Origin of the sequence: Variovorax raffinosi (assembly GCF_051216615.1) — a bacterium.
GTDB lineage: Bacteria > Pseudomonadota > Gammaproteobacteria > Burkholderiales > Burkholderiaceae_C > Variovorax.
This window is the reverse complement of sequence record NZ_JBPJZR010000020.1, coordinates 61666-74194: the sequence shown is the minus strand read 5'-3', so window position 1 is coordinate 74194 and position 12529 is coordinate 61666. Positions and strand designations below refer to the sequence as shown.

The following is a 12529-nucleotide window of genomic DNA, read 5'->3' as shown; positions in this document are numbered from 1 at the left end:
CGGCACGGCACCACGACACGTCGAACCCAACGAACCGAACCCCATCCAGGAAACAGAAACCTATGGCACAGCAAAAGATTTCCCTCACCCGCTACCTCGTCGAACAACAGCGCGCCGACGGCCTCATTCCCGGCCAGTTGCGCCTGCTGCTCGAAGTGGTGGCCCGCGCCTGCAAGAGCATCAGCCAGGCCGTCAACAAGGGCGCGCTGGGCGGCGTGCTCGGCACGGCCGAGAGCGAGAACGTGCAGGGCGAGATCCAGAAGAAGCTGGACATCATCGCCAACGAAGTGCTCATTGAGGCCAACGAATGGGGCGGCCACCTCGCGGCCATGGCCAGCGAGGAAATGGACAGTATCTACGTGGTGCCCAACCGCTACCCGCAGGGCGAATACCTGCTCATGTTCGACCCGCTCGACGGCAGCAGCAACATCGACGTGAACGTGAGCATCGGCACCATCTTCAGCGTGCTGAAGAAGCCCGACGAACACCCCGGCGTGCAGGAAGGCGACTTTCTGCAGCCCGGCACGCAACAGGTGGCCGCCGGCTATTGCATCTACGGCCCGCAGACCACCCTGGTGCTGACCGTGGGCAACGGCGTGGCCATGTTCACGCTCGACCGCGAGCAAGGCAGCTTTGTGCTCACGCAGGAAGACATCCAGATTCCGGCGGATACGAAAGAATTTGCGATCAACATGAGCAACATGCGCCACTGGGACGAGCCCATGAAGCGCTACATCGACGAATGCCTGGCCGGCAAGGAAGGCCCGCGCGGCAAGGACTTCAACATGCGCTGGATTGCCAGCATGGTGGCCGACGTGCACCGCATCCTGATGCGCGGCGGCGTGTTCATGTACCCGTGGGACAAGCGCGAGCCCGAAAAGGCCGGCAAGCTGCGCCTGATGTACGAGGCCAACCCGATGAGCTGGCTGGTCGAGCAGGCTGGCGGCGCGGCCACCAACGGCAAGCAACGCATCCTGGACCTGAAACCCACCAAGCTGCACGAGCGCGTGAGCGTGATGTTGGGTTCACGTAACGAAGTTGAGCGTTTGACCCAGTACCACGCCGAAAAGGCCTGAAGACGTGGCTATAATCTGAGGCTTCGCCGGTGTAGCTCAGTCGGTAGAGCAGCTCATTCGTAATGAGAAGGTCGGGTGTTCGATTCATCTCTCCGGCACCAAATCAAAAGCCCCGTTGCTATCAAGCCGATAGCAACGGGGCTTTTTCTTTGGCAGAGGTAATTTCAAGGCAAGAACGAGTGCAGCGCGCGACCGACTCGGCCACCACGATCGTCTCGCACATCGACAAGGATGGTCACTACTGCCAAGCAGCAGCCCTTGCCGAACAACTACTTGTTCGCCGGGAATCGGACCGAACAGTAAACCCAGGTCGACAACGCAACCCCTCCGCTCCTCGCAAAAAAGCTGGTAAAGATCGTACGTGACCGCTTGCCGGCTTGAACCGCGGAAACAGACGGAAAGCGAAGTCTGCTCCTGGGGCGAAGCTGGATCCACCCGACAGGACGATCCCAAGCGAGCATCAGGCTCAGTTTGATCTGGTTCAGGCGGAATCACTCGACAATCAGAGTCGCACCGTTCCCTCGTAGCCATTCTCCTGCCGTGAGGGTGACGTCCTCGACCGACCGCTTCAGTGCACACTCCCAAACGGTGGCGACGCGCCAGCCCTGCTCCATCAACTGAGCGACATTGCGTGCGTCCCGGCTGACGTTCCCTTCAAATTTCACACGCCAGAAATCCTCGTTCGATTTCGGGGACGTGGTGTACCGGCAGTTGTCATGTCGATGCCAGAAGCAGCCATGAACGAAAAGCACTGCTCGGTATTTCGGGAACACCAAATCGGGGGATCCGGGCAGACCGCGCACATGCAGTCTGTATCGGAATCCGGCGGCAAACATTGCAGAACGGAGCAAGAGTTCCGGGCGCGTGTTCTTTCCGCGAATGCTTGCCATCATCCGACTGCGTTGTGGAGTTGGGGAAACTCGCATGCGCAGATAATCGCAGACTGCCTCCCTTGTCGACGCACCCGATTTCGGCACCAGAAGTAAGTGAATCTCGGAATGCTGGTAACCATTGTGTTACGTTACGGCAAGAAAAATCGGAGGAGTCTTTTTGAAGAAGCGGTACACACCTCCGCTGGCGCCGACGCTGCTCGAAGCCATGCGGGCCATGGGCTACTCATTCGAAACCGCACTGGCGGACATCATCGACAACAGCATCGCGGCCGCAGCCACGAAAGTCGACGTGATGTTCTCTGCGGCCTCCTCGGCGTATGTCGCCGTCAGTGACAACGGCACTGGAATGGATGCCGAACAGGTGTTCGCCGCGATGAGGCACGGCAGTCGCAATCCTCAGCAAGAACGTCACAGCGACGATCTGGGAAGGTTCGGCTTGGGTCTGAAGACAGCCAGCCTCTCCCAATGTCGTCGCATGACGGTTGTGTCCCTTTCCCATGGTCAGATCACGGGTGCCGCATGGGACCTTGACGACTGTGCGGACTGGATGCTCCTTGAACTGGACTCTCAGGACATCGACGCTGTACCGCACGTCACGCCCCTTCGGAAACAGAAAGCTGGAACATTAGTAGTCTGGCGAAACCTGGACAGGGCCTTGGCAGGCGAGTCGAATTCAGAGAACGCACTGATGGGCTTGATGGATCGAGCGAGGGACCATCTCGCCCTCGTGTTTCATAGGTTCCTTCAAGGCACATCCCCCGCGCTCAAGATCACGATCAATGGCCTCCCAGTGCGGGCTCTCGATCCGTTTCTCATGAACGCGAAAGGCAGACAGGCTCTGCCGCCCGAGACGCTTCAAGTGGAACACGATGCGGTACGTGTCGAAGCACACATCCTGCCTCACGTCTCAAAGTTGAGCGCTCAAGAGATTGCACTCGCCGGGGGTGAGGAGGGACTGAGGCGAAACCAAGGCTTCTACGTCTACAGAAATCGACGTCTCATCACATGGGGGACCTGGTTCAGACTCGCGAAGCAGGAAGAGATGACCAAGCTTGCGCGGGTGATGGTCGACATCCCTAATTCTCTTGACCATCTATGGTCGCTCGATGTCAAGAAATCCGCGGCTCATCCTCCCGAAAAAGTGCGGCAGGGACTCTCCAGGATCGTCGAGCGCATTGCGGACCGCAGTCGGCGCGTCTACACCTTCAGAGGCAACCGCGGATGGGATGCTGATCTTGTTCCTGCCTGGAAAAGGCTTGAGCTGCGCGACCGGAACGTTCGGTACGAAGTCAATCGTCAACATGACCTTTTCGGTGCCCTTCGAAGGGAAGTGCCGGAGCATGCAGCTCCCCTGCTCGAACGCTTCGTACAGATGATCGAAGAATCATTCCCCTTCGACGCCGTTTACGCGGACATGGCTTCGGACCGACGCACCGCGCCTCTGGAAAAGGCCGACGAAGTCGAAGATCGTCTGCTGGAAATCGCCGGGCATCTGCTCGCCGTTCTGGCCAGTTCTCCAGAAGCAAGAAACGCAATGCTTGAACGTCTTCACTTGCTGGAACCGTTCAACAAGCATCCCGAAATGACGACGAAGATCAAGGAAAAGCTCAGATGAAACTTTCGCGCAATGCCCAGATGCTGGCGGACTACGTTGTCAAATCGTTTCAAGACGATGTTGTACCGACGGAACCCCAACTGAAGGAAAGGATGACACAACTTGCTCCGTTTCTGCAGTCCATTGGGCAGGGCACCACGGTTGACGAGCAGGACGACGTCCTCAGGGAATTGCTGGCGCGGTTACGCGTCAGCATGGACATCGGAGCGGGACTGAAGGCCGAAGATCTGAAGCCATGGCTTGATTCCCGGCGCGCAACCATCGATCCTTTCTACTGGACCCGTTTCAGCAATCACCTTCAGAAGGAGTGGCCATCTCCGGTCCTCCGCAATTTCGACAAGGTCACCGACGCGATCCTCGATCTGTGCGGCAACCCCGCAGCACCGGAAGATCAGTGGAAGCGCCGAGGACTGGTGATCGGAGACGTGCAGTCAGGCAAGACCGCTACCTACACCGCCCTCTGTTGCAAGGCAGCAGACGCCGGCTACCAAGTCATCGTCTTGCTTGCAGGTAGCCTGGAAAGCCTCAGGCGTCAGACACAGAAACGTCTGGATGAAGGATTTGCGGGGCTGGACAGTTCGGAGTTCCTGCCGACCAAAGGCAAGGACGGCTGGAAGTCCCGCGCCGTGGGAGCTGGGCTGGACAACCAGAAGCGATTCGCCGCTGTTTTCACATCAAGAACACGGGATTTCAACAAGGATGTCCTCAACTCACGCCAGCTGACACTGAGCGCCGTAAAAGAGCCTGTGCTCTTCGTTGTGAAGAAGCACAAGAGCATCATCGAGAACCTTGCCACATGGCTGCAGGCTTACAACGCCGACACCAGCGGCAGGATCAGGGAGAGCCTGCTGCTCATCGACGACGAGGCCGACAATGCTTCGGTCAACACCAACGATGAAGACAAGGATCCCACCGCGATCAATCGGAGCATCCGGGGCCTTCTCAACATCTTCACGCGCAGTACATACGTCGGTTTCACGGCCACGCCATTCGCCAACGTCTTCATCGATCCGGACACCTCGGATGATGACTTCCACAAGGAAGAGCTGTTTCCGAGGGATTTCATCTACGCCCTCGATGCACCAACGAATTATGTCGGGGCGAGTCGCATCTTCGGCGAAGACGTTGATTCTGGACTCATCAAGAATCTCGAGGATGCAGAGGAAGTATTTCCGCTGAAGCACAAGAACAGTCTGCCGCTCGACCGGTTGCCGGACAGTCTCCACACGGCGGTGCTGCAGTTCCTCATCGCGAACGCCGTCCGAGATCTGCGCGGTGACATGACGTCGCACCGATCGATGCTCATCAACGTCAGTCGGTTCACCACCGTCCAAGATGGCGTTCGGGACATGGTCGATGCGGTGACGGAGCATGCGAAGCAGCACATCCGCAACTTCAGCAGGCTCAATGACGATGCCTGGAAACAGAGTTCGGTGCTGAAGGATCTGTGCGAACTCTTCGCCGTCGAGTACACGGATTGTGGCTACACATGGGAGCAGGTGCGCACGGCGCTTTTCGAAGCCACTGCCCCCATCGTCGTCAGGTCGGTCAACCAGAAGTCCGGCGCGGCCAGCCTTGACTATGCCAAGCATGAGGATACTGGCTTGCGCGTCATTGCAGTCGGCGGCAACAGTCTTTCTCGCGGCCTGACGCTCGAGGGCCTGTGCGTCAGTTACTTTCACAGGAATCCACAAGCCTACGACACACTGCTTCAGATGGGTCGATGGTTCGGTTATCGCAAGGGGTACGACGACCTCTGCCGACTGTGGATCACTGCCGATGCGCAACAGTGGTACTCGCATGTAGCGTCAGCTACCGAGGAACTGAGGGATGAGGTCCGCCGAATGCGCCGCCTCGATCTGACACCGAAGGATTTCGGACTCAAGGTTCGCTCGCATCCGGATACCCTGATCGTCACGGCCCGCAACAAGATGCGCAAATCGCAGACGGTGATCAAGCAGATCTCCTGGAGTGCGGAAGGTGCAGAGACCACCAAGCTCCGTGCAAGATCGAATGGGGCGAACGGGCGTACCACGCAGACCCTGATCAGGTCGCTGGCTGATCATGAAATTCCAGTCATCAAGTCCGAGTGGGGCAATCCAATCGCTCGGAACGTCCCCAAGGGGGTGATTGCAAAGTTCATTGACTCATTCGAAGTTCATCCACATAACTTCAAGCTCTACGTCGCCGACGACGAGAAGGCCGACTTCGGACTGGGCAAGTTCATTGCCGAGACTGCCGAAGAGTCGCTTCAGTTCTGGGACGTAGTCTTTCCGCAGGGTGAGCAGGAAACAAGGAAATTTCTGGGCAGCGGGATCGAGCTGAATCCAGTACGGCGGGTTGTCACCACATCCGACAGTGATCAGACTGTGCTCATCTCAGGAGCAAAGGCCCGCGTTGGTTCGCGGGGCGTGGAGCGTGAGGGAATCCCGAAGAGCGTTGTGGATGAACTGGTCGCGGAAGCAAAGGCGAGAGGCAAGAACGTTGCCGATCACATGCTTCGAGCCCGGCGTGAGCGCCCCCTGCTTCTTATCTATGCGGTCGTTCCTCATCACGCCGGTGATGAAAAGGTATGGCAAGGCTTGGCCGAAGACGACATTTTCGTGGCGTATGGTCTGAGCTTTCCTCAGTTTGACGACAAGACGCTTACGAAAACGGTGGCCTATCGTGTGAATACCACTTGGTTGCGCGATCACGCCATCGACGAGGACGACGACGATGGAGAAGACCTCGATGATTGAGAGCCAGTGGGCCGAATTGGTGGGTGCGTTACCCCTGCCTGTCCATCGCCGAGTTTCCCCCTATCACCCTCTTGATCTGTTTGCCCAACTGGATTCGCAGGAAAGAGTAGGTCTACTCGCCATTTCCGAAGAGACCCCAGGCACGGTACCCACCTACGCGGCAGTGGATGTCAGCGTGGGTCTGCGAGCAGACGGAAAATGGGCCACTTCAATATCCCTGAAGCAACCCATCCTGCGGCCGATGTTCGCGGCGATGTGCGATGAGATCGTGCAGCAAGGAATGAAGGCAAAAGCTGGAGTGCAGGCAGGCGGTTTCGTTCTTCAACTCCTGGCACGATGGCAGAGACTTCTGGCGCTCGGGCCAGACGGCCTGCTGTCCTCCGAAGCAAGGTTGGGACTGCTCGGAGAACTGGCAGTGCTTTCGAAAGCCATCCATCGCTTTGGATCCCAGCAGGCGATTCAGGGTTGGCTCGGCCCACTTGACGCGCCGCAGGACTTCCTGCTTCCCAGCGGATTCGTGGAAGTAAAGGCGATCCGCAACGGCTCAAGTGAGATACGAATCAGCTCTCTCGAGCAGCTCGACATCTCCTCCGATGCGCTGACGCTGGCGGTCTGCGAGTTTGCTTCTTGCTCCGCAGGAACGGGCGGATACAGCCTTGCATCGCTTGTTTCCATGGTACGAGAACGAGTCGTCGATCATGCCGAAGTCGCCGACACCTTCGAAGGCTTGCTGCGTCAGGCAGGCTTCACCGATCGCTCGGAGTACGCTCAGGAAGAATTTCGTCTCCTTCGCACGCGCTGGTTTTCAGTGACTGCAGAATTCCCCAGACTGCAGCGCAGCAAGTTGCCTCAGGCGGTATCGGCCGGAAAGTACCGATTGCTGCTCGAGAGCCTCGAACCTTTCGAAACTTCCTGGGAAGCTTAGCCATGGATTCACCGGAAGAGTTCCGCCGCGAGCTGCTTGCACGCGCAACTGTGCGTGCAAGCGCAGACAAGAATCTTGGCTACGCGGCCTTTGTCGAACTCTGCGGAGAGCTTCTGGAGGAAGCCGAGGAGTTCAGCGACTTCACACCGTGCTTCTTCCGCCATTCGAAGTCCGGATCCCGAAAGCTGTCGGTGGATGGCTACGCCTTCGATGAAGCCGATCAGTCAGCGCGCATGATGGTCGTGGACTTCTCAGGGGTGGAATTCCCGGGCAATCTCACTGGGGTTGAGGCTCGCAAGCTTTTCGCGGAGTTGCAGGCTTTCGTCGAGGAGTCGCTCGCCGGCACAGTTGCCGAGATGTCGGAAGAAAGCTCTCCGGAGCACGGACTTGCACGAGACCTCCGTGCGCGGGCAACAGAGACGTCGCGCTACAGGCTATACCTTGCCAGCGACCGCCCACTCAGCACCACGATCAAGGACTGGCCGGAGGGAGTTATAGGAGGTTGCCCCGTCGAATTCCACATCTGGGACCTCTCGCGCTTTCACAGAGCCCACCTGTCCCGTTCGGGCAGAGACGAACTAGTCATCGATTTCAGTAGCCTGCCCTTGGGCGGACTGCCATGCCTTCCTGCAAGCATGAGCTCCGGTTCGTACGAAGGGTATCTATGCGTCATACCAGGCGCCGCACTTGCCGACATCTACGACAAGCATGGAAGCCGGCTCTTGGAAGGCAACGTGCGAGCGTTCCTGAGCACCACAGGCAAAGTTAACAAGGGCATTCAACAGACGCTGCAGCGAGAGCCCGACATGTTCTTCGCCTACAACAATGGCATCGCAGCGACAGCATCCAGCGTCTTGATCAGCGAAGCGGCACACGGTCAGCACATCGTCTCGGCCGCGGATTTTCAGATCGTCAACGGGGGGCAGACGACGGCGTCCATGTCCTACGCCAGGCGTAAAGGTGATCTTGATCTATCCGACGTGCTGGTTCAGATGAAGCTGTCCGTTGTGGATGACGAACGCGCCGGCACTTTCATTCCGCTAATCTCACGTTTCTCGAACTCCCAGAACAAGGTATCGGACGCAGACTTCTTCGCAAATCACGAATTTCATCGACGGATCGAGAAAATCTCACGTCGACTGAGGGCTCCCGCAAAAAAGGGCACCCAGGTCGAGAGCTTCTGGTTCTATGAGCGGGCGCGTGGTCAGTATGCAGTTGAACTGGGACGGCTTTCCGTCGGAGAACGGAAACGGTTCGAGATCGAATCTCCGCGCGAGCAGATCATCACGAAGACAGATCTGGCGAAATTCGAGAACTCTTGGCGCCAACTTCCCCATGAGGTCAGTCGCGGCGCGCAGAAGAACTTCATCCGCTTCGCCGAACACATCACGGCCGAATGGGAACGAGATCCCGAACTCTTCCACGACGAGTATTTCAGACAGCTCGTCGTCAAGGCACTGATGTTCCGGACCCTCGAGAGGATCGTACCGAAGGAGGATTGGTACGATGGCGGCTATCGGGCAAACATCGTCACCTTCGCGTTGGCCAAGCTCGCTCACATGGTCGAGAGTCGTGCTGACGCCTCGAAGTTCAACTTCCAGAAGACATGGAAAGCGCAGGAAATTTCGACGGCACTTGCAGAACAGCTTCGCTTGATCGCGAAGGCGGCGTATGGGGTGATCATTCGACCTGAGGCTGGAATACAGAACGTGACGGAATGGTGCAAGAAGGAACTTGCATGGCAACGGATGAAGTCAACGAACGTGTCTTTCATCGCAGAGTTCGAAGCCGAGCTAGTCGCCCCGGAGGAAGCGGTTTCGGCGCGACGTTCGGCCAAGTCCGAGGCCAAAATCGATGCTGGCCTGGATGCACTGCAGGAGGTGATTGCGTTTGGAGCCGACAACTGGACGAAGCTACGGCTGCACACCGTCGCGACAAAGGCCACAACGCCGAGTGAAGATGGGCTCCTGCGTGTCGCATCAAATCCCAAATGGCTTCCGACCGATCGCCAAGCCAAGGAGTTGATGAAGTTGCTGCTGCGCCTCAGGTCCGAAGGTACATGGCAATAGGAGTGAGAGGTTTCTGTTTCCACTTGGCCGTCCATCTCTTCGAGGGCTATCCTGCGAAACTCATCCAGGGCAGCGCTGCGAGCACTCTGCCGCTGGTAAGCGGCCTCGATCGTCGTAATACGCCCCCTCAACTTAGAGATGTATCGCAGCGCGTCGTAGCGGTCTGCAGTCGCCTCGGCATGGTACGTTTTGGCGGCCTCCAACATGACTGCTTACTGGCGCAAGATCACGTCCTGAGTGCGTAAGAGCGCGTCCAACTCATCTACCTGTTTCGCATGGACGAATGCTAGATCTTCCGACGCTTGCCGCCGGATTTTGTTGCAGGAGCACGCACGCGGACTCCCAGGATCTCCCGAATTTGCTCTTGCTAAAGCATCGGGCAGCCCATTTGTGCACGGATGCTTTTGACATCGCCGTACAACCTGCAGGTTCAGCGCATCGCCAAATGCGAGCAGCGAGTTCCGGCGCTTGAAGTTTGAGGGAAACATCAGCCGGAATGCACCAATATCCTTACTCCGGGAGCAAGATCGGCGCGCGGCCGTTGTCTGGGAATCCGCGCTGAAGCGCTCCCTTGCCGACTTTCTCCGCATTGTCGGACCGTGGCTGAAGGGGCAGGAGCCGAGCGGGTCGTCGAATAACTATTCCGCCTGCACCAGATCCAGCGAGGCTTGGAATCTGGGGGAGCTCGCGTTTTCGGAGTGCTCCTGCGTCTTGCCCAATCTCGAGCCAGTGCGTCGGTTGGTCTCGCGATTGAGCCTCGCGAGCAGGCCACGAACGATCTTGGCCAACTTGTGAGCCAGAAGCGGCGGCACTGCATTTCCGACTTGGGTGTACTGTTCGGTCCGGTTTCCCGCGAAGAAGTAGTTGTCTGGAAAAGTCTGAAGCCGGGCCGCCTCTCTCACTGTCAGACTTCGACACTGAGTAGGGTCATAGTGAATGTAGTAATGCCCATCCTTCGCGATGTGCGCGACCACGGTTGTGGATGGCCCACCCGCACATTGCACGCGGAATCGATCTTTGAAAGGAATGACCCCGGTTGTGCTGTTGCTCGCCGCGTTCTTGTGGTTGGGCAGCAGCTTGGGCGGAAAGCAATCCAATCGCGGGGAATAGCCCTGCGACTGAGCGAAGCTGGCGGCAAAGAGATACCTGGCCAGATCGGATGCCATGTGTGACCGCGCTTCGTGCTGGCAAACCCCGTCCAGTTTTTCATCGTGCAGCCAGAGCTGAAGTTCACTCGGTTGCTTCGGCTTTTTGTAGCTCTTCTGAACAAAGGCTTCACCGATGTTAAAACTCCGCGCTGCGGTAGCAGATACACGCATCAACTCGGTCAGATCCGACTCGTATTCCACCTCCCATCCCTCCATGAATGAGGGAGCCACCTGTACCGCACTTCTCCAGGCCTCCAATGAATCGGCCTTCGACAACCGGCTTCGCAGTCGCGGCAAGTCATCGATTGCGTGCTTTACGGTCACAGGTTTCGTGACCTTTGACAAGAGCTCATGCCGCGAGGCTCCCACATCCTTTCTTACGCCAAGCAGGATCACCCGATGCCTGCTCTGTGGGATGCCGTAGTGCTCGGCTTGGATGATGAAGTCCGACGGTTCCAGCGAGTTGCTGTCACCCTTCTTGATGAAGGATCGAATCTCGTACTCCACCCCATCAGCGGGCTTGGACAGGTCTTCAATGATCCTCTCGAACATCGAACTGCCGGAGTGCTGCGAAGAAAGCAGCCCCTTCACGTTCTCCATCACGAAAATGGTCGGCCGATGAACCTGAATGATCCGAAGATATTCCTTGTACAGAAAATGCTTCTCGTCCTTCTGGAAGCTCTTGTCATGCGCTCGTCGCGACCGCCCCGCGAGTGAGTACGCTTGGCACGGCGGCCCGCCGATCAATATCCATGTATCACGGCCATTGAGGGCCGCTCGAATTTCGTCGTCGATGCCGGTCTCGTCGGACTTCCCCAACTCCAGGCAGCGGGCTTCTCGCTCCGCGTGAACGAAGGCCTCGGCAACAACAGGCTGCCGTCGGAACGTGGCCTCGTCGATCTCGCCCCGGATGTAGCTGTAGTAGTGCCTCACATCCTTCGTACCCCGAAGCTTCCGAAACACCGCACGCAGCGTGAGCGTCTGGTGTGCAATGGCGTCCTTCTCGATGGAGAGGCCAATTTCGAAGACAGGTTGCTGCTTGTGGTCCTTGAGAGCTGAAAAGCCCTCGCCCAAGCCTCCTGGGCCCGCAAAAAGATCAATGATGGGAATCGGCATTCGAATTTCTGGAAGGGATCGGCGCGGATCTGCATGCTGCGGGCCGGACGCCGCATTCTAGAGAGCAGAGGCGCCGGCGCTGCTGTCGGGGATTCGAGCGGTCAGGCGGCCTCGGCCACCTTCCGCATCACGGCTCAATCTCGAGTCGAACTCAAGTCTCCAGCCCGTCCAGTGCCCTGAGTCTTTTCAGCAGTGTCTGTGAGAGTTCGATCGCCTCTGCCAGAAGGTCAGCCGCGATCCACATGATGTTGCCCCGATGCCTCGCCCCAATCGCCTCAAACAATTCCTGTTCATCCCCGTAGCAGCAGTTCAGCAAGGACCGCAGTTGGGTCAACTTGTTCTCAAGAGTGTCCGACGCGTCTGGCCCCTGGGTTGCGTCGGGGGAAGTGGGCGTGTTTTGCCCGGTGATAATTCGATTAGCCATTCGATGTGCTCTCCTGTCAAGTTGTTGCACGTTGGGTGGTCAGACGGCCATGGTGTTAGCGCACCTTGGCCGTCGCCTTTTTTGCCTCACATCGACATCGTTGCGGCGTGCATTCGATGTCCCGCCGTGAGGCTCGGCGGTCGTTCAGCAAGAGATTTAGGCTCCTTCAGAAGTGCCTTGAATGTAAGAAGAGAAACGCGCCGACGGAAGCCCCGCGCAGCAAACAAATTGTGGTTCGCATCGACTTTGACGCAGTTCTTTTCAGTCGACTCCGTAGCCATCTTTTCTGTGATGGTGGTCAACGTCTTCGACGCGTTTATCGGGTTGCGATGACTTTGTTTTTTTGCGCACGACAACAACGGGACTGGAGACGCTGCGCGCATTGCCAGCCCTCATCTCGCGTGCCGACTGGCCAAGCAACGCCTCGAAGTCCTGGCCCGCTTCGAAGGCAGTCAACTCAACGTCACTCATCGGTTTTTTCTGCAACATCGCGCAACTCCATCAAAGCTTCACCAGGGGTCG

General features: G+C 57.8%; 9 protein-coding genes and 1 tRNA gene. 6 read left to right on the top strand and 4 right to left on the bottom strand.

The window, feature by feature from the left end:
- The first annotated feature begins 62 nt into the window (after positions 1-62).
- Both ACSFB7_RS35605 and ACSFB7_RS35600 read left to right on the top strand, forming a co-directional pair.
- The gene (locus ACSFB7_RS35605) at positions 63-1076 is read left to right on the top strand and encodes a class 1 fructose-bisphosphatase (protein WP_435477044.1); all 1014 of its coding nucleotides are present in this window, start codon (positions 63-65) and stop codon (positions 1074-1076) included.
- A 25-nt stretch (positions 1077-1101) separates the two neighbouring features.
- Positions 1102-1177 (top strand) — tRNA-Thr (locus ACSFB7_RS35600).
- Positions 1178-1567: 390 nt separating this feature from the next.
- Here the strand turns inward: ACSFB7_RS35600 and ACSFB7_RS35595 are convergent.
- A complete protein-coding gene (locus ACSFB7_RS35595; RefSeq protein ID WP_435477043.1) occupies positions 1568-2002 on the bottom strand; it encodes a very short patch repair endonuclease in 435 nt (144 codons plus the stop codon).
- Positions 2003-2126: 124 nt separating this feature from the next.
- On the opposite strand from ACSFB7_RS35595, the gene ACSFB7_RS35590 reads away from it, so the two are divergent.
- Genes ACSFB7_RS35590 through ACSFB7_RS35575 form a run of 4 tightly spaced genes read left to right on the top strand, consistent with a single transcriptional unit; the run spans position 2127 to position 9319 of the window.
- Complete coding sequence (locus ACSFB7_RS35590; RefSeq protein ID WP_435477042.1) at positions 2127-3584, top strand: ATP-binding protein; 1458 nt, start codon at positions 2127-2129, stop codon at positions 3582-3584.
- Positions 3581-6325 (top strand): Z1 domain-containing protein, encoded by a 2745-nt coding sequence (locus tag ACSFB7_RS35585; protein WP_435477041.1) that lies wholly within the window; start codon positions 3581-3583, stop codon positions 6323-6325. Before ACSFB7_RS35590 ends, ACSFB7_RS35585 begins: the two co-directional genes overlap by 4 nt.
- Positions 6303-7250 (top strand): PD-(D/E)XK motif protein, encoded by a 948-nt coding sequence (locus tag ACSFB7_RS35580; RefSeq protein ID WP_435477040.1) that lies wholly within the window; start codon positions 6303-6305, stop codon positions 7248-7250. Before ACSFB7_RS35585 ends, ACSFB7_RS35580 begins: the two co-directional genes overlap by 23 nt.
- 2 nt (positions 7251-7252) lie before the next feature.
- Positions 7253-9319, top strand: a complete 2067-nt coding sequence (locus ACSFB7_RS35575; RefSeq protein WP_435477039.1) for an AIPR family protein — start codon at positions 7253-7255, stop codon at positions 9317-9319.
- A 638-nt stretch (positions 9320-9957) separates the two neighbouring features.
- On the opposite strand, the gene ACSFB7_RS35570 is transcribed toward ACSFB7_RS35575, so the two are convergent.
- From ACSFB7_RS35570 to ACSFB7_RS35560, 3 genes are all read right to left on the bottom strand, one after another.
- Positions 9958-11583, bottom strand: coding sequence for a DNA cytosine methyltransferase (locus tag ACSFB7_RS35570; RefSeq protein ID WP_435477038.1), 1626 nt, complete (start codon positions 11581-11583; stop codon positions 9958-9960).
- A 151-nt stretch (positions 11584-11734) separates the two neighbouring features.
- Positions 11735-12007: a hypothetical protein gene (locus tag ACSFB7_RS35565; protein ID WP_435477037.1), complete on the bottom strand. Its 273-nt coding sequence runs from the start codon at positions 12005-12007 to the stop codon at positions 11735-11737.
- A 261-nt stretch (positions 12008-12268) separates the two neighbouring features.
- A complete protein-coding gene (locus ACSFB7_RS35560) occupies positions 12269-12496 on the bottom strand; it encodes a hypothetical protein (RefSeq protein ID WP_435477036.1) in 228 nt (75 codons plus the stop codon).
- Positions 12497-12529: the final 33 nt, after the last annotated feature.